Raw genomic sequence first — 19,687 nt, forward strand, 5'->3', positions numbered from 1 at the left:
CATTGAAACCTCTTTTGCAAGTTTATCTCTTACTAATTACAATCTTTATTACTGTTCTGTTTAGAAAATAAAATTATACACAATTTACTCCTTTTCTCTTATAGACTTAGCAATCTTAAAAACAGAAAAATCAATCTTTTTAACTCATAGTAAATTTTAAAAATAATTATTGCGAAAATACATCTCTAAGAATGCTGATTGAATTTATCATACAATTAATTATATTGTCAACAATATAATTAATTAAACAAAGACGGTTAATTATGTATCAAATGTTATTTTTAAACATAATTATTTTCTCGAAAACATTGTTTTTTTTCTGTTTTCATGTTCATATTCATTTTCCCTCACTGATTTTTATACAATTTTCATTACATAGAATTCAAATAAAATCACCATACCTTTAATCAAAATACTATCTTTAAATAATAATTCATTTGAAGTTATGTAACCTTTTTAAGCGAATAAAAAAGTGCAGATTTTCATCTGCACTTTTTTTATTCTTTCACTTCAGCTTCTGCACTACTATTTTCAAGATTCTCTTTCTGAGCTTCTTCTTCTATCTCAGCTGAAATCATTCCATAATAAAGTTCTGGATACAATCCAAATATTTGATATACACTTCCTAAAAACGGCATCAGAATCCCTCTTTTCTAAAGTTGTATTGCCACTTTTAAGGATTCCCTTTTCATTCATTATACATTCGTTTTTGGCGTTTCTTCTTCATCTTGAACACTTAATAAATTTTGCCACTTTTTATAAGGAGCGCTATTCGGATCCACATACCCTTTTGCATACGAACGATCCCACAATTGTTTAATAAACATTTCTTTCTCTTTCTTCGCAACCATATCGGCACCTGTACCGTAATAGTTTTGAAAGTATAGTTCGATTTCATCAAGGAATAATCTTAATAATTCATCTGACGTTTCTTCTAACGTCGGATCATACTTCGCTTCACGGTCATACATTAAAATCATATCTAAAAGATTGTGAACATGTTCTTTTCTAAGCCATCTTACATCTTGAGCTCCTAATACGAACGGATGTGTATATAAATGTCCACCTTGAATCATTGCCTTTTCTTGCTCTTCTTCAAATCTGGACAAGATGTTTTCATAAATAAACGGATTATGAAGTAATGCTCTGTGTAATTTATAACTTTCACTTGAAATATTTTTCCCCATCGACTGAATTAAGAAGCTACGTCCAACGCCGTTATATTGATACACAAACTGCCCATCAACAGCAACTAAACTAATCCAGCGATACATATACGCATATAGAAGGGCACGATTACATTTATCGTAGTCTAACTTCGTTTGAGTCGCATTCAAGTCGGGCATAAAGGCTGGTAAGTGCCAATACTTATCTAAATGCGGCGTTAAACTAGATTTTTTACTATTTAATTTGTTTACACGGCGATAATATGATTGGAAGTAGTCACCTTTATCATTCATAAAACCGTTCGCAATGTGTCCTGATGATAATTTAGGAAAATCTTGCAATGATAAACCGTAATGTGCCCGGTAACAGATCACTTCAAATGGTGAAAAAGCTTCATGTACTGTATCTTTTTCTTTAAACATTTCTTGAATTAATTCTTCTTGCAGTTCTTTCTTTAAAGTTGGATGTATACCCCAATATTGTAATTCCCTATGGTGAGAAACTTTCGGCACGAATGGACTAGCTAAATGGAACAGATCTTCAATTTTTTCACGAACGTATTCATCACGATCACGCTTCTTATAATCCGCTTCTTTTCGCAATGCCTCTATAATATTAAGTTCTAATTTATCACGATAACGTACTTGTAATTCATCATAACAATAGCTCAATATATGTTCACGGTAAAAATCTTCTACCTTTTTCGATTGAATCTCTTCCGTTTTCGCATCCCGACAATATTCCCCATACAAACTCATATAAATTTCTGCTGATATATCTTTCGGCAATACACCTAAATTTAAATGTTGCTGCATATCTTGCCATATTTTTTCTTGCAACTTCTCTTCCGCTAATACGTATACATTCGTTGGGTTTGTTTTCCCTTCAAACTCCTTACTTCTTTTTTGAATTTCAAACAATAAATTTTCACGTGTTTCATGTAAATTATCAAAAAACCTTTCCCAATATTGAATCATTTTATTAACTGCTTGATATAACGATTGATAAACGAGTTCTAACAGCATTTCTTTTCTGTACTCATTTAATTTGTGTACATATTGCGTTACGATATCTTCAAATTCTTTTTTAAATAAACGTTGTTGATTATTCACCATTTTTCCAAACCAACCTTGTTGCTGAGCGATTTCAACGCGGCGTACAGCAGTTACCGTTCCATCTATATTACCTACATTAAATTTTTTATCATAATTTTGAATTACATTACGCTTCTGTTCATTATTTTCATGTAGTCGATTCATTTTTTCTACTAACTGCTTTCGAATTTCATATAACATAAAACGCGCTGCTACTGGATGAACAGGGTCTGTTTTCTTTAAAAACCATGTATTTAATTGATAGGACTGTCCTTCAGACCCACTTGGTGAAAAACGGTCTGATTCAATCATGTCATATAAAAGTGTCGTTACATGTTCATGTACACGGCTCGGAATCGCATACGCATATAAACGAACCGCATGATCTACTCTCGCTACTTCTCCTTTCATTTGTTCCATCATTTTTAGTTTCGCAGCTGAAATTTTACACTCGTGCTGCAAACGATTTAATTCCTCATCTTTTTGCACTGTGCGCTGTACATAGCTTTCTACAGCTTCTAAAAACAGTTTAGATTTCGCAACTCCGAGCTTACCGCCCTCTGCTCCTTCACGCGTTTCATTGTACATTTGTCTATAGAAAATATGGGCTTGTTCTGGACGAGTAGCAAGATGTTCTAAATCCTCTAAATAACTTTTGCCACGCTCTGGCTTTTCACGCTGCATACCACGTTTTACATCTTGATCGTACCTTTGCTTCTTTTCTTGAAAGAGTTGATCCAAATGAAGCCACGATTCGTCTAAACCTTGCACAGCCCATTTTAAAGCACAATATTTTAACACATGTTCATATGGATAAATGAGCTTTGCTGTTCCTGCCCCGCAATATCGTCCTTTCCCGCTTGATTCTGCCAATTGCTGAATTTGATTATCTTCCTGTGCAAAATGACTTGTGGACATCGGACTAAATAACTGTAAATAAATCGTATTTGCCATCTGCTCCATATAATCCGATAAATTGTGTAAATGGTGTCCATGTAAGTTTTCGTAATCGTATAAGAAACAATAATTGTATGGTAAATGATGTTGTTTAATCGTATGATTCGTTCTTCCATCCTCATCTACTTGATCCGGACGGTATTCTAATTCAATCGTTACACCACCGCGTTTTGATAATTCTCCAGTTGAACCGAGCGTAATGGCATGCAATTCTTTTAAAGACGCATAACCATTTGCTTGCACCGTTTCAAATTCTTTCGCACTAACCGTTCTCGTCTTCACTAACACATCAGGCATTAAAAATGCACCGCGTATTAAAATGTTATGATGCTGCAGTTTTTTCCGAAGCATTTCACGTAAATATAATGCAATTTGCAGAAACATCCCCGAACCTGTTCCGCCTGCTAGTGATGTTACAATAATAACTCGCACACCATATTCCGTTTGATCACTTGTAACCGGAAAAATCTTCTCAATTTCTTGCCAAAAGGACGTCAATTTATCTTCTTTCATCGCAGCACGTAACGCTAAACGTGAAATGACGCGTAACTGTCCTGCTCCTTCTGTTAATGGTTTATCAAGTATTGTTGGATCCATTGGAAACCACTCTGGAATCGTTGGATCTCCTGCAATATACTCTCTAGGCGTTTTACTTGAACTCGTTTGTGTCTTAAACTTTCGAATATGATCAAATTTACTCAATGTATTCACATCTGTATCAAATACGTGCATCGCTACCTTTTTTCGGCGCTCTTCAGGCAGTTTTTCATATATTTGATGCGTCACAGTACTACCGATTCCACCTAATCCAATTAATATCGTTGGAACTTGTAATGTCATGTGAACCACCTTCCTATTCTTGCTTGTTTAAAAAGAAAGGGAAAGAAAGCTAAGACTCCCCTCTTATCCCTACCTACTATTCACATTCATATTTGTAAATCTCCTTACCATATCCTCTATCAATTAATAAAAGTTCATTTGGATATAGTGTCTTATGCTCCATTCCTACTTCTTCCTCTGTTATAAACATCCCATCAATAATCATTCCTACTACTTGTGACTCTTTCGCTACAAAGACAGATTTCGAACCTTTCTTCGCTATAAACGTAACGGATTGCACAGTTTTTCTTTCTGCTCGAAATGGGATACCAAAATAATGTTTCCACCATTTATTTCGAAGTAATTCTGGTTCAGATTGATATAACCAATCTTTCGCTACTTCTTGATCCCATTCGTAATACAATAGTGCTTTCCGGTGAAATCTTGGACGAACAATCCATCCTAAAACGATTATGCCTACTATTAGCAGCAATAAAGTGATAGGAATGACAAACTTAAAAATAAGCGCATACTTTTCATAAAACGGCGCACTTTGAATATGGAGTGATATTTGCTTCTTTACTTCTTGTAATTTCGCATCTTGTATAACGATGGTAGCTTCTACGGTGCCAGTATCTGTGAAATTGAATGTGTCGGAGTAATAAGGACGAGGATAAACGTAAATTTGATTACCACGTTGTTTTATTTCATAGTTGATTGATTGTTTAGATGTGACACCAGTAGATTTTAATAGTTTCTTTACAGCCCCTTCTGTCATCAGCTTACCATCTAACTTTGGTTGTAAAATAAACGGTTTACTATTCTCTAAATTCGTTACTTTTTCTTCATAATCTTTCGTAACAGTTTGAAGTGATAATTTTGGCTTTTCTGTTGTTTCAATTTTGAATTCTTTCGTCTGTCTGTAAAATCCCTTTATATTCATATGAACTTTTCCACGTACTAACCCTTTACCAATCTTCGTTTCGTAATAAAACACATGCCTCTTATCGTTCCACTTCATCGGATATTGTTTTCCGTCTATTTCTACTTCTGCTTGAAAGTAAGAAGACTGAATTGGTAACTCAGTAGGCTTTGCTTCAATAACAGCAGTAACACCTTCGTACATTTGTTCAACATTTTTTTGACTATTATCATCTTTGTCATAAGTAGAAACCGTATAGTTAAGCGCTGGTTCAACAAGTACTTGCAATCCTTCTTTCTCAATATCCCGATCCACTTCTATCGTATATGTTCCTGGTTTAATGACTTCCTGATTTTCCGTGCTTATATGAACTATATTTCCGAATAATTTCGCTTCTCCGGGTGCATGTATGGAAAAAGAAGACTGTAACTGTAATGGTTTCGAAATTTGTGTGACCTGATAATTAGACAGCGAAGGCGATTGTCGTACAAGCGTCATACGCTTTAATGGGAACGGCGTTGTAATCTCTACTTTCTTTCCTACTACTTTCGTTTTTACAATCGATTCAACGGAGGAGAATGGATCACGATTCGCAACTAATGCTGCCACTTGATTTACACTTTTTACAATGCCGTCCTCTCCGCTTGACGGCATCGTAACTCCGTTTATCTCTTTCTTCCATATTTCTTTAAACGTATTTAATTGTTCTTTTTCTTGCTGCCCTAAATCCTCTTCCATCGTAATTAAGATAGGATGTAAAGATATCTTTTTTACATCCATTTCTTTCTTAAAGTCTGTTAGTTGCTTTGTAATTTGTTCTTTTCCGCCAACTTTATCTTTTTCTAGATCATTAAATGCCCCGTCAGTTAATACAATAAGCCAAAATTCACGTTTTCCATCTATATCTGCTTCCTTTTTTATAGATTGCATCGCCGTCTCTACTGCGCTAAAAGGAGTATTTAAATACGTTTTCCACGCTCCAATTCCTTCAATTTCTGTTTGCCTTTTATCCTTCGTTAACGAAATGTTTAACGGATTATTCGGCTTGCTCATTGGAACATAAGAAAATGTATCTTTTTCATCTAATAGCGCAACTAAACTTTGCAAAGCGTAATTGGCATATTTCCAGCGATCGTTATTTCTCATGCTGCCCGAATCATCATATACAAGTGAAACGACCCTTTCCTTTGCCTCCTCTCCTTTTGCAAAAGTCCAATAAGGATGTAACCATATAAATAGAAACAACATGAATGTGGCACAAATTCGAATTTTCATGATGAGGCTTCGCCACCTTTGTAGACAAATTCCTATGTTTAAATTTATGAGAGGAAACAAGATATATGACTTGTATTTTAGGACAACTAACCCACCATAACTTTATTATGTAAACATATATATACACTTGGTAATATTCTTTATAGCATTTTCTATCCAATTATATAGGCAAAAAAGCCTGTCTAAGCTTCATACTTAAAACAGACTTTTCCTACTTTTCATATTAAAAACACACAACAAAAAGTTTGATTTTTTAATTAGCACATTACTTCAATTGTAAATCCACCAGGCGCTTCGACATAAAACGTATACGCATGTGCATGTTTAGGAGGTTCAACCAAAAATCCATCTTCCTTCAATCTTTGATTCATTTTATTTATTAGTTCCTCATTTTCTTGTGGAAATCCTACATGAAATGTTTTAGGATACTGAACTTCTTTCCCTTTCATTAAATTTAGTATAAACCCATCCTTATCACGCATAACTGCAAAGCCATTTCCCCTCGTTCCACTTCAAATTAATCCAAAATATTTTTCTAAAAATTCTCTAGTAGCTACTCCATCTGTAACCGTTAATTTAAGATGCCTAATTTTCTAATACTTTATCATATAAAGTAAAACTTTGATCAGTGGGGCGTTTACGGACAGTCTGGCTTCCCCTAACTTTTTTGCTCCAGCCAAATTTTTTGGTAGGAGTTTTACTGCCCAAAAATAGCGGGATAAATAAAAAACACGCCTTTCACAGCGTGTTTCATTGCTTCACATATACTTCAACAATTGGATTATCTTTGTTATCTGCATGTAAGCGTATATTCGCTTCACTCGTATTATAAATGCTGGCTAATAGCATAATCGTTAACAAATTAGGAGTCTTAGCATCACTTCCGTATTTTCTTTCAAGCGCTTCTTTATATTCAAACTCTAAATCCCCCTGTATATATGTATACACTTCAAATCCATCTTCTAAATTGCAAACTACTGTATCAATAATATCCGCTCCTACTTGTTTCTTCATTTCATCTCGCAATGCTTCTATAAATTCTTTCCACGGTACTTCGTATGTTTGAAACTGATCTGTAGATTTCATTGCCTTTCCCTCCTTACTATATCCTTTCTCTATATTTCCCCTTTCATATAACAATTATGATAGGTAGGTCATTCGTACAAGCCGCACTTGTCCCCCTTACATATCGTATTACTGTAAGGGGGAAGGAGGACAGAACATGCATAGACAAAGATGTTATGATACGTGCCGACGTTATTTCGGTAAAGTTGTTCGAATTGAAGATCGCGATGGTCGCATTCATTTAGGCAAAATAATCGATGTGACAAATGAATCTGTATGGATCGAACCAATGCAACAGCGCTCATCTTTTGATACAGGATTCGGATACTATGACGCATATGCAAACGGTGGTTGTGATCTTTGCGGCGGCATTAGCAGATGTGATAGTTGCGGATTCGGTTGCGGTGGTGGATTCAGTAACTGTGGATGTGGCGGTCGTGGTTGCGGTAATTGTGGTGGCGGCGGCTGGGGCGGCGGTTGTGGCTGGGGCGTTGAACTTGGATTTGGTTTCATCTTCGGAATTACTTTAGCTGCATTATTTTTCATTTAACATAGTAAAGAGTTGACTACCTTTAGCCAACTCTTTTTCTCTACTTTTCACATATAAATATACGGTGTCCTAAAACATGTTGGTACATACGTCGTACGTTTTCATGTTGTACCCATGCCTCATATAACTCATTCGGAATATATGTTGATACATTCCATTCCGGCTCTTCTATATAGCTAGATATCGTTTCTGCAATTGTACCACCGCCAGCAATTGTAATTCTTTTGAAATTTGCTTTCTGAAATAGTTGTACCCACTCATTCTCAGTTAATAATTCTTTCATGCCATATAATTGGGCAATTTTTTCTTCCTCACTCTTCTCAATATGTGTATTAATAATCATTTCAATGACAACAAGCTTACCATCCTTCTGTAATACACGATAGCACTCTGAGATAACCCTTTCTTTATCTGTAAAAGCGAGTATCGATTCCCCAAGCACAAACTCAAATGAATCATTTAAACAAGGTAATCGCTCTGCATCACCTTGAATCAATTGTACATTCAATCTTTCAAACAACCATCTATCTTTCGCCTTTTGAATCATAATTTCATTCTTTTCAATCGCTGTTACTTTATAACCGAATTCTTTTGTCATGTAAGCCGCTGTTCTCCCCGTACCACAGCCTATTTCAAGGACATCCGCTCCTTGTCTAAGAGGCAGTTGTGCTAACAATTGTTTTGTTAACGTAAAACCACCAGGATGAGCACTTCCTATTCCGTAATAAGCTAAGAAATCGATGTAAGTATTTCGTTCCATGGGATTCTCCCTTTTTTATTTTATATATTCAAGGAAGAATGAAAAGTGCATAAAAAAAGGGCGCATTACGCGCCCCCTCAGCTTATTTTTCCTCACCGATATATGCCCATTTGTAGCTGTAATCTCCACCAACTGGGTGGTGAACAATTCCTTTTACTTTTGCTCTTTGAACGATAGCATCACCACGTTGATATAATGGTGCAATTGCTGCATCTTCAAGTAACATTTTCTCAGCTTTCAGTAAGCTATCCCAACGCTCTTTCGTTTTCGTTAATAGCTCGCCTTTACCTTTTTCTACAATTTCATCATATTTCGGATTTGAGTATCCAGTTTGGTTATGAGGTCCGTTTGTAACGAACATATCAATGAATGTCATTGGATCTAAGTAGTCAGGCCCCCAACCAGCGTAAGATAAATCATAATCTAGATCTGATTCTAATTTTAATTTTTGTTTAAACGGCTGATTTTTCAAATTCACTGTTAATCCTGGTAAATTCTTCTCAAGTTCTCCTTTTAAGAATTCTCCTACTTTTTTCGCACCATCACCATCATAATTTAATAATTCTACTGTTACTTGATCTTTTCCAAGCTCTTTTTTCGCTTTTTCCCAATGCTCTTTTGCCTTTTTCAAATCTGTTTTTAAAATATCTCCATTTTCTTTACGGAAGTCTTTTCCATCTGGACTCTTCGCAAATTCTTTTGGTACTAAGTAATCTGCCGGTGTAGACCCGTCATTTAAAATAACGTTCGTTAAACCTTTTTTATCATACGCCTTTGCAATCGCTAAACGTAAATCTTTACTCTTTAATACTGTATCTTGCCCACCACGTTTTTGGTTTAAACGTAAGAAGTAAGTTGACGGTGTTTTTTGTGTAAAGAAATCAGGATTTGATTTATATTTGTCAACAAATTCAGATGTAAGTGCTGAACGATCAATTTGTCCACTTTCATATAAGTTTACACGTGTACCGCTATCTTTTACTACGTTAAAGTTGATTTCTTCTAACTTAACTGTTTTATTATCCCAGTACTGTGCATTTTTCTTTAATTTCCAACCTTCTTCATGTTTCCAGTCTGTTAATGTAAATGGTCCGTTGTATAACGTTGTATCTGATTCCAAACCATACTTTTCCCCTTTTTCTTTTACAAATTTTTCATTTAACGGATAGAATGTTCCGAATGAAGTTAATTCAACAAAGTAAGGAACTGGATTTTCTAATTCTACTTCTAATGTGTAGTCATCTACAGCTTTTACGCCTAGCGTATCAAGCGCTGCTTTTCCTTCATTAATTGCTTTTGCATTTTTCACATCAAACATAATGTATGCATATTCCGCTGCTGTATTTTTATCTACCGCACGTTTCCAAGAGAATACGAAATCTTTCGCTGTTACAGACTCTCCATTTGACCATTTTGCATTTTTATTTAATGTAAATGTATATTTTTTACCATCATCACTCTTTTTATATGATTCAGCAACCCCTGGTGTTGCTTTATTATCTTTATCCAGTCGATATAAACCTTCCATTACGTTGTTTAAAGCAAGAAACGATACTTGGTCTGTCGCTTTAGCAGAATCCATAGATGGAATCTCTTGGCTCTCTGTTAAATTCAACACTTGCTTCGCTGCTAATTTTCCGCCTTCTTTTTCACCGCTTTTTGGTGTTGTGCTTGCCTTATCTTTTTCCCCTGATCCAGAGCAAGCTGTTAATGCCATACTCATTACTAAAACTGGTGCTACGACCGCTGTCAATTTTTTCATCTTTTTTCTCTTCATTTTCTTGTACCCTCCCCAATTATATGTACGATATTAACATTTAGAAATTCTCTATTAACTTTCGTTATCAGAAAATTCTTATTAATTAATATTCTACTATTTTTCTGAGTTTTGTAAAGTATTTTTGTAAATTTTCTAAATATTTATTTTTTTGTGATAGTAACTTGTTGTTTTAACTACTATATGAATTATCCCCCGTCTACTATATGTAAACATCCCTCCCCTTATTCCACTCTATTACTACGTTCTATATTTACTTATTAGCATGAGATCTCTTACTATCATTCATCTGTCTTACTACTTACTGAACTCTCTCTAATATCCTCCGATAGAATCTTCCTAATTCCCTACCCGTTTCTCAATAGGCTAACGAGATATTATTCCCTTATACATACTAAAAAGCATTTCAAAAGCAGCTCAGCCACTTTTGAAATGCTTTCACTTTATTTTTTTCCGCCATCCTCAGTTACATACGCCCACTTAAAGCTATACTCTGGACTGATGTTATGTTTCACAATTCCTTTTACATTCGGTTTCATTACATACGATCTTCCTGTTTGATATAAAGGAACTAATCCTGCATCTTCTTCAAGGAATAATTTTTCAGCTTTCCCTAATGTTTCCCAACGTTTTTTCGCATCACTCATTAATTCATTACCTGCTTTTCCTACCATTTCATCGTATTTTGGATTTGAATAACTCATTTGGTTGTACGGGCTCTTCGATTCAAACATATCAATAAATGTCATTGGATCCGCATAATCTGGACTCCAACCTGCATAAGAGATTTCATAATCTTGTGCAGTCTCTAATTTTAATTTTTGTTTGAACGGCTGAATTTTCGTATTAATCGTTACACCTTTTAAATTTTTCTCAATTTGATCTTTAACATAATCAGCAATCTTTTTCGCAGTTCCATCATCATAGCTTAGTAATTCAATTGTAACTTGATCTTTTCCAAGTTCTTTTTTCGCTTCTTCCCAAGCTGCTGCACCTTTTTTCGGATCATATTTCAGACCATTTTTAAATGTATCTTGATAATCTTTTCCATCAGGTCCTGTCGCAAGCCCTTTCGGAACCAATTGATCCGTTGCTTTTGATCCATTATTTAAAATTACATTCGCCAATCCTTTTTTATCGACTGATAATGCAATTGCTTCACGAAGCTTTTTGCTCTTTAATGGCGTATCTTGTCCGTTACGTTTTTGATTTAAACGTAAGAAGAATGTACTTGACTCTGCATACTCACCGTACTCATCTTTATTCGATTTATATTTATCTACAAATTCTCCTGATAGTAATGTAAAGTCGATTGATCCTGTATCATATAAATTTACTTTTGTAGCTACTTCTTTTACAACACTATAATTAATTTCTTCTAATTTCACAGTCTTTTTATCCCAGTACTTATCATTTTTCTTCAGCTGCCAACCCTGTTCATGTTTCCATGAAGACATAACAAATGGCCCGTTATATACAGTTGTATCTGCTTCTAAACCGTACTTATCGCCTTTTTCTTTTACGAATTTTTCATTTAATGGATAATATGATGGGAATGCTAATAAATTTAAGAAATACGGTACCGGTTTTTCTAATTCTACTTCTAGCGTGTAATCATCTACCGCCTTCGCTCCTAATTCAGTTACAGGTTTTTCTCCTTTATTAATCGCTTCTGCATTTTTAATATAGTAAGCAATAAACGCATATTCTGCCGCAGTATTTTTATCAAGTAAGCGCTGCCATGCGAAAACAAAATCTTTCGCTGTTACAGGATCACCATTCGACCATTTTGCATCTTTTCGCAGTTTAAACGTATACTTTTTACCATCTTCACTTTTCGTACTAGATTCTGCCGCAGCAGGAATTGGCTTATTATCTTTATCAAGACGATATAGGCCTTCCATCGTATTTCCTAAAATTTGTGCCCCTAACGTATCAGTAGATTTAGAAGTATCCATCGTCGGAATTTCTTGATTTTCCGTACGATTTAATACTTGCTTCGCTGCATATTTAATATCAGATGTTTTTTCTTCCCCACTATTAGATGTAGTAGTCGTTTTCTTTTCTCCACCTGAACTAGAACACGCTGTCAATGCAACACTCATCGCTAAAACTGGTACTACAACTGCTGTTAATTTTTTCATTTTTTTCTCTTCATTTTTTAACCCTCCCTAATTATATGTACATTACCAACCTTGAGAGACTCCTTGTTAAATATTTTTCAGAAAATTACAACTAATGTTATTCTACTCTTTTTTTCACATTTGTAAATAGTTTTATTTTAAATATTCTGATTTTAAACTTCGTAATTTAGTATGATTTATCCCCCATCTACCATATGTACATACTTTACTCCTTATTCTTCTCTATTTTGCTATACTACAAATTTACATTTTAATTTCCAATATACAAAAAAGCATTTCAAGGTAGCTAAGCTACTTTGAAATGCTTTTTCAACTCTTTTATTTTTCAGCAACATATGCCCATTTAAAGCTATATTCCGGACTGATATTATGTTTTACAATACCTTTAATATTTTGTTTTAGAACATATGCATCACCACGTTGGTATAAAGGTACAAGTGCTACATCTTGCTCAAGAAGTAATTTCTCAGCTTTCCCTAACTCTTCCCAACGTTTCTTCGCGTCACCCATTAATTCAGTGCCAGCTTTTTTGATCATATCATCATACTTCGGATCAGCGAAGCTCATTTGGTTATGAGAATGTTTAGACTGGAACATATCTAAGAATGTCATTGGGTCAGCATAGTCAGGTCCCCAACCAGCATATGATATATCATAATCTTGCTCTGTTTCTAGTTTTAGTTTTTGTTTGAATGGCTGAAGTTTAATATTAACTGTTACACCTTTTAAATTTTTCTCAATTTGGTCTTTTACATATTCCCCTACTTTTTTCGCATTACCAGTATCATAGTTTAATAGCTCAATTGTAACTTGGTCTTTACCAAGTTCTTTTTTCGCTTCTTCCCATGCAGCAGCAGCTTTTTTCGCATCTGGTTTGATACCATTTTTAAATGTTTCTTGGAAGTCTTTGCCGTCTGGTCCAGTCGCTAACCCTTTCGGTACTAAGAAGTCAGCTGGTTTAGATCCGTCATTTAAAATAACGTTTGCTAGGTTTTTCTTATCGATAGAAAGCGCGATTGCTTCACGTAATTTCTGACTCTTTAATGGTGTATCTTGTCCACCACGTTTTTGGTTCATACGTAAGAAGTAGGTACTTACTTGTGAGTATGTGCCAAACTCCTCTTTGTTATTTCTATATTTATCAACGAATTCACCTGATAGAAGTGCGAAATCAATTGCACCTGTATCAAATAAGTTGACCTTTGTATTTATTTCTTTTACTACACTATAGTTGATTTCATCTAATTTTACAGTCTTTTTATCCCAATATTGATCATTTTTCTTTAGTTTCCAGCCTTGCTCGTGCTTCCAATCAGTAAGAACAAATGGTCCGTTATATACTGTTGTATCAGACTCTAAACCGAATTTATCCCCTTTTTCTTTTACAAACTTCTCATTTAATGGGTAGTACGATGGGAACGCAACTAAGTTTAAGAAGTATGGTACCGCTTGTTCTAATTCAACTTCTAATGTATAGTCATCTACCGCCTTAACTCCTAGTTCAGTTACTGGTTTTTCACCTTTATTAATTGCCTCTGCATTTTTAATCGGGAATGCGATAAACGCATATTCTGCAGTTGTTTTTGGATCTAATAATCGTTGCCAAGCGTACGCAAAGTCTTTTGCAGTTACAGGATCACCATTTGACCATTTTGCATCTTTACGTAGTTTAAATGTATATTTTTTACCATCTTCACTTTTTGTGCTAGATTCTGCTGCAGCTGGGATTGGTTTATTATCTTTATCTAATCGATATAACCCTTCCATTGTGTTCCCTAAAATTTGAGAACCTAATGTATCTGTATTTTTTGAAGTATCCATTGTTGGGATCTCATTTGTTTCTGTACGATTTAGCACTTGTTTCGCTGCTAGTTTTCCTTCAGATTTACTATCTCCACTAGAGCTAGAGTTTGTGCTTGTCTTCTTATCTCCACCTGATGTAGAACATGCTGTTAACGCCATGCTCATTGCTAAAACTGGTGCTACAACTGCTGTTAGTTTTTTCATTTGTTTCTTTTTCATTTTGTACCCTCCCTAATTCTTAACGATAGCTATTAAAGAATTTTCTGATAATTCTGTTTTTCTTTATATATTTATCAGACGATTCTTACTACTTCTTATTCTACTAATTTTTTAATTTTTGTAAAGTATTATTATTGAAAATTTTTAAAAAATTATTTTTTTACAGTAATATTCATAAAAATGCCATACGTTGTTCAAACCTTATTTCTCCTTTATACACATTCGTTGATTTAATCACTTTCATCTCATTTACCGCTTGAATACTTGTTAATTATTTCTAATAAATAATGCATATATCTAAAAACATCTTTTCTACAAAAATAAAAAAGTCAGCTAAACTGACTTTTTTTACCCGGCAATTTTTTCTCTTTTCATTTCCTCTACCACTCTCTTATACTTCTCATCATCAAACTCATTTTCACTTTTTGCAACAACTACAGTCGCAATACCGTTACCAATTAAATTAACGATAGCACGTGCTTCTGACATGAAACGATCTCCCCCAAGTAGTAGCGCTACCCCTTCTAATGAGATAACATTCATTACAGATAGAATAGATGCTAATAAAAAAGCAGACATTTCGTCTGCTTTAATTCTCCTCAATCTGCTTCGCACTTAATCCTAGATGTGTTCTAAGAGTATCACTCAAACTTTGTAGGTCTTTTTTATTAGGATTATAGTAATAGACACGTTGTCCATTTGGGCCATTAGGTAAATAAAGATCATCACCAGCTAATTGAGTCTTTTCAACTGAACCATTTAAACCATATTTATAAAAAGATAAAATATCATCCATGGCTAAATTTGTTTTAAAATCACCATCAACCGCCTCAACCATTTTCTCTAGTTTTGTAATCGAACCTGCGCTTTTTAATTTATTTAACATCGCTTCAATAACAAGTTGTTGACGTTGCCCTCTCATTGCATCACTGTCAATATGACGCGTTCTTGCCAGCGCAAGTGCTTCTTCTCCCGTTAATTTTTGTAGTCCTTTTTTCAAATGAATCGCATCAGGTTCATCTTTACTATTTTGTTCTGTAAATTCAACTGGGACATCTATTTCAATACCATCTAATCCATCAACAATTTTAATAAATGAGCTAAAATTAAACTTCACAAAATAATCAACGGGGACTTGTAACAATTTTTCTACTGCTTCAACAGATGCTTGTGGCCCTCCATCTTTACCATTTTTAACAAGCCCTCTTCCATATGCATGCGTTATTTTATCCTTTTTCTTTTCAATCGGGACATATGTATACGTATCACGTGGTATACTTGTTAATTTCACTGTCTTATCATCTTTATTAAAAGTTGCCAGCAATAACGCATCTGTATGAAATGCACCACTATACTCCTTTTGACGTTCTTGATTTTCATCAATGCCCATAATTAAAAGTGAAACATTGTTTGCAATTGGTTTTACTGCTTTCTCACGTAAATTTGATTTTTCACCACGCGCTAAATTCAAATTAGATTTTTGTACAAGATTAGAAGTTTTCATATATACATAGGTACCATATCCAACCCCGCCAAATAGTAATACTCCTAGTAGTAAACTTATTATCGTTGTCTTTTTATATTTCCGCTTATTTTTATCTTCTCTTGAAGACGAATGATTCCCCATTTATTCTCCTCCTGTTTCTATTCATCCAATATATTTTTCATTTTTTCATATTTCGTGCTATCCTTTTGAAACATACTTTCTTTCAGCCCTTTATCTATTTGTATCCATTCGGTAGTAACTGAATATTGAATCATACCTTCATGAAAACTAAGAAACTTTAACATAACCCCTGTGTTTTTCTCCACAACCATTTCAAATTTCCCTCTTACATCTTCAGAGGCGCTAATAGGCATCTCTATATTAATTACCCCTTCAATTTTGTAACAATCGAGTCCTAGATATTTCGTTTCTTTATAATTCCAATCTTTATATCGAATTAACAAATCTGCGAATTCTGATTGAATAATATGCTTAGCCAATCCCACATATTCGCCATCATACCGTTTCCTCTCACCTGATTTTCTCAACAATCTTTCCGTAGGATTTAGTTTTAATAGTTCATTATTTCTTTCCTCTGGGCTCCATTTTGTCTCTTTATATGTATAGTTCTCATCATCAAACTCTTTTTTTCTACCCTCGTTATATATAATCGTTCTTTTTTTTAATCGTTTATCTTCTTGAGATGCAATGCCTCTTTGTTTCTCCGTATCAATCGCATACTTGTATGTTGTAGCCATTCTTGTAGAGCTAGAATATTCCTCAAATTGTCCTGAAATATTTTTAAAATGATCAATTGAATCCAACATCTTTATATGAATTTTTTCCTTATCTGGATAATTTACATTCAATTTTATTTCTTCTTCATTTTCATAATCAGAAAACGCCTTTTTCTTCACATATTCAAATACTCCACCATTTTGTGCAAAGCTTTGTATAGAAAATTCAGACATAGAAACAATAGAAATCGCTAGAACCGCGGCACTAATTACCATCATATGAACTCTGTAACTCTTCTTTTTTACTGGAAGATTATGCAGTGTATCATTAATCTTTCCATTTAACTTTGGCGGTAAAATAACATTTTCACCTTTTATTCTCTTTTTTAATTTCTCATCAAATGATTTTTCACTATCCATTCTATACACCCCCTATTCCATCTTTAATCGCTCTTCTAATAGTTCCCTTGCACGTGACAACCTTGACTTAACCGTCCCTTTTGGAATTTCTAAAAGGGACGCAATACTCTCTTGATTCATATCTTCATAATAATAAAGTACAGTTACAGCTCTTAATTCTTCCGTTAAAGACTGAATGGCATTACAAAGATCAATATCTTTATATCGGTCGAACGCTACCATACTACTATCATGATCCTCGATTATAATTAGTTTTTTATATGACTTAATTATATTGTTACACTCATTTATTAAAATTCGAATTAACCAAGTTTGAAAAAACGCTTCTTTTTTTAGTTTTTTTATATTTTCATAAGCTTTTAAAATTGTTGTCTGTATCGCATCCTCTATGTTTGTCTCATCATGTAACATCGCCTTTGCAATGCGATACATCTTAACTTTCTCCGTATGTATAAGCGCCATAAAGGCTTCATGATCACCTTTTTTCGCTAAGGAAACATCCGTTTCTTCTTTTACAATCATTTTATATAAAGGGATTACTTTCACAATTGCTCCTCCTGTTTCATCCTCACTTCAAATTTAACTTTACACGTATTAGACTGCGTAGCCTATAAAAAGGTTCATTTTTTCGAATATTTTTGTAAATAAAAAGATAAATATCCTTTTTATGGTGGCACACAATGAACATATCGGTTCAAATTTACAAACAAAAAAGTCCACTTTCACAGTGGACTTGCTACTTTATAACGGTAAATCTCTCTTTCTAAACATAACTATTGCTAACAAAAAGATGCAAACTGCCCCAACGGTTAAACCTAAACTTACCGGCCATATATTATATGTTCCTTCAGCAATTTCTTTCGGACGAAACAGCGTAAATAACGATAGGCTTTTCATCCACTCTAACTTATCACTTAATTTCCCTACCATATCTAGTACGAAAAATAATATAGTTAAACTTGCTGAATAACTAAGTGCCTTTCTTTCATCATTACATATACAAGAAAAGAAAAATGAATACGCACTAACGACTAAAAATATGAGCCCTCCGACTACATTAATCTTCAAAAATAATTCTTTATTTAAATTATTATCTTTTAAAAACCATTCTGCTCCTACTATACCTGCTACATACGTGAAAATTACAATGATAAGTAGCCCCAATATGAGAACAGTAGCTTGCGTAATGGCAATTTTCACTCTGGATACAGGCGTTGCTAGCAAGTATGCCATCGCTCCTTTATCTACATGACGCGCAATTAAATGTGTCGCAACTGTTACGCAAAAAATTGTTAAAATGATAATAAACAATAGACTGTAATACTCCCCAGCTAAAAAATCCATTACGTTTTGAATCGGACTTTCCATACCAACAATTTTTTTCACACTATCAGGCATAGCACTTATTAATTCATTTAACCCTTTCGCTGATACCATTGATGGGAATATCCAAATTAATAACCATAAATAGAGAGCCGCACCAATCGCATAACTAAAAATACTTTTTTGTGTTTCTTTCAAACTAGCTAAAAACAATTGCTTATTCATGCGTTACCCCTTCTTTCTTATCGTAATAATGCATAAATAAATGTTCTAAATCCATCGCTCTCGTTTGAAGTGCCGTTACATTATAGTTTGATAGTGTTTGTAAAACAGTTTGATAGTTTCCTTGTACAATAATAGATGCCTCTCTGCCTTTTACCGCTTCAAATTGCAAATTATACTTTGTAAGAGATTCAATTTCTTCTTGCGATGATACAGTTACATCTATTACCTGTCGTCTCATACTTTGTAAATCATGAATATTTTCAACTGTTACGAGTCGACCATCTTTAATAATAGCTACTCTGTCACAAGTTCTCTCAATTTCAGTAAAAATATGTGAAGACATAAGAATCGTTTTTCCTCTTTGTTTTTCCTCTACTATTAGTTCTATAAATACTTGCTGCATCAGTGGATCAAGTCCAGATGTTGGTTCATCTAAAATTAACACCTCTGGATCGTGCATAAATGCAGCGACTATCCCTACTTTTTGCTTCATTCCTTTAGACATTTTGCGAATCGGTGTTTTCACATCAAATTGCAGACGATCTATCAGTTCATCTCGTCTTTTCGTATCCTTTAATCCACGCATTCCTTGCATTAATTTTAAAAACTCTAATCCGTTCATTCCTTCAATAAAAGAAATTTCACCCGGTAAATAACCAACTTCCCTTTGAATTTTCGCTGCTTCATTCCAACAATCTAATCCAAAAATTGTCGCTTTACCAGCTGTCGGTTTTATAAATCCCATTAAATTACGAATTGTCGTTGATTTTCCGGCACCATTCGGTCCTAAATAACCAAATACTTCTCCCTCTTTTACATCAAATGTAATATGAAACAAACCTTTTCCATTCGAAAACTGTTTTGTAACATCTTGAACTGAAATCATAAGTCCACCTCACTTTTTGAAATATTTAATATATGATATTTCAAAATTATTGTACTCC

Annotated in this window: 14 protein-coding genes and 2 pseudogenes; 1 reads left to right on the forward strand and 15 read right to left on the reverse strand. The window is 34.2% G+C overall.

Features of this window, described 5'->3' with window-relative positions; genetic code table 11:
- Nucleotides 1-497: 497 nt before the first annotated feature.
- From JDS81_RS10645 to JDS81_RS10665, 5 genes and pseudogenes are all read right to left on the reverse strand, one after another.
- Nucleotides 498-638: a hypothetical protein gene (locus JDS81_RS10645; RefSeq protein WP_001116188.1), complete on the reverse strand. Its 141-nt coding sequence runs from the start codon at nt 636-638 to the stop codon at nt 498-500.
- A gap of 57 nt (nt 639-695) precedes the next feature.
- On the reverse strand, nt 696-4,058 hold the full coding sequence (locus tag JDS81_RS10650) for a tubulin-like doman-containing protein (RefSeq protein ID WP_000175115.1): 3,363 nt from the start codon (nt 4,056-4,058) through the stop codon (nt 696-698).
- Nucleotides 4,059-4,134: 76 nt separating this feature from the next.
- Nucleotides 4,135-6,234: a vWA domain-containing protein gene (locus JDS81_RS10655; protein ID WP_097953660.1), complete on the reverse strand. Its 2,100-nt coding sequence runs from the start codon at nt 6,232-6,234 to the stop codon at nt 4,135-4,137.
- A gap of 257 nt (nt 6,235-6,491) precedes the next feature.
- A pseudogene (locus JDS81_RS10660) lies at nt 6,492-6,824 on the reverse strand (VOC family protein).
- A 160-nt stretch (nt 6,825-6,984) separates the two neighbouring features.
- The gene (locus JDS81_RS10665) at nt 6,985-7,320 is read right to left on the reverse strand and encodes a hypothetical protein (protein ID WP_000842916.1); all 336 of its coding nucleotides are present in this window, start codon (nt 7,318-7,320) and stop codon (nt 6,985-6,987) included.
- A 136-nt stretch (nt 7,321-7,456) separates the two neighbouring features.
- On the opposite strand from JDS81_RS10665, the gene JDS81_RS10670 reads away from it, so the two are divergent.
- Nucleotides 7,457-7,849: a hypothetical protein gene (locus JDS81_RS10670; protein ID WP_097953661.1), complete on the forward strand. Its 393-nt coding sequence runs from the start codon at nt 7,457-7,459 to the stop codon at nt 7,847-7,849.
- A 40-nt stretch (nt 7,850-7,889) separates the two neighbouring features.
- Here the strand turns inward: JDS81_RS10670 and JDS81_RS10675 are convergent, their stop codons facing one another.
- The 10 genes and pseudogenes from JDS81_RS10675 to JDS81_RS10720 all read right to left on the reverse strand — a co-directional run bounded on the left by JDS81_RS10675 (nt 7,890) and on the right by JDS81_RS10720 (nt 19,629).
- Nucleotides 7,890-8,609 (reverse strand): class I SAM-dependent methyltransferase, encoded by a 720-nt coding sequence (locus tag JDS81_RS10675; RefSeq protein WP_097953662.1) that lies wholly within the window; start codon nt 8,607-8,609, stop codon nt 7,890-7,892.
- 82 nt (nt 8,610-8,691) lie between these two features.
- A complete protein-coding gene (locus tag JDS81_RS10680; RefSeq protein ID WP_097953663.1) occupies nt 8,692-10,386 on the reverse strand; it encodes a peptide ABC transporter substrate-binding protein in 1,695 nt (564 codons plus the stop codon).
- Nucleotides 10,387-10,829: 443 nt separating this feature from the next.
- A complete protein-coding gene (locus JDS81_RS10685; RefSeq protein ID WP_079995284.1) occupies nt 10,830-12,530 on the reverse strand; it encodes a peptide ABC transporter substrate-binding protein in 1,701 nt (566 codons plus the stop codon).
- 318 nt (nt 12,531-12,848) lie between these two features.
- Entirely contained in the window at nt 12,849-14,552 is a 1,704-nt protein-coding gene (locus tag JDS81_RS10690) for a peptide ABC transporter substrate-binding protein (protein ID WP_000730158.1), read from the reverse strand.
- 348 nt (nt 14,553-14,900) lie between these two features.
- Nucleotides 14,901-15,119 (reverse strand): annotated as a pseudogene (locus JDS81_RS10695) (C4-dicarboxylate ABC transporter); the annotation flags it as partial.
- Between the two features lie 22 nt (nt 15,120-15,141).
- Nucleotides 15,142-16,179, reverse strand: coding sequence for an LCP family protein (locus tag JDS81_RS10700; RefSeq protein WP_097953665.1), 1,038 nt, complete (start codon nt 16,177-16,179; stop codon nt 15,142-15,144).
- 17 nt (nt 16,180-16,196) lie between these two features.
- Nucleotides 16,197-17,195, reverse strand: coding sequence for an anti-sigma factor (locus tag JDS81_RS10705; protein ID WP_097953666.1), 999 nt, complete (start codon nt 17,193-17,195; stop codon nt 16,197-16,199).
- Nucleotides 17,196-17,207: 12 nt separating this feature from the next.
- Nucleotides 17,208-17,741, reverse strand: coding sequence for an RNA polymerase sigma factor (locus JDS81_RS10710; RefSeq protein ID WP_000864737.1), 534 nt, complete (start codon nt 17,739-17,741; stop codon nt 17,208-17,210).
- A 195-nt stretch (nt 17,742-17,936) separates the two neighbouring features.
- Entirely contained in the window at nt 17,937-18,743 is an 807-nt protein-coding gene (locus JDS81_RS10715; protein ID WP_097953667.1) for an ABC transporter permease subunit, read from the reverse strand.
- Nucleotides 18,736-19,629, reverse strand: coding sequence for an ABC transporter ATP-binding protein (locus JDS81_RS10720; protein WP_097953668.1), 894 nt, complete (start codon nt 19,627-19,629; stop codon nt 18,736-18,738). The genes JDS81_RS10715 and JDS81_RS10720 overlap by 8 nt, the downstream gene beginning before the upstream one ends.
- Nucleotides 19,630-19,687: the final 58 nt, after the last annotated feature.

Source organism: Bacillus cereus group sp. N31 (genome assembly GCF_016483245.1).
Classification (GTDB): domain Bacteria; phylum Bacillota; class Bacilli; order Bacillales; family Bacillaceae_G; genus Bacillus_A; species Bacillus_A toyonensis.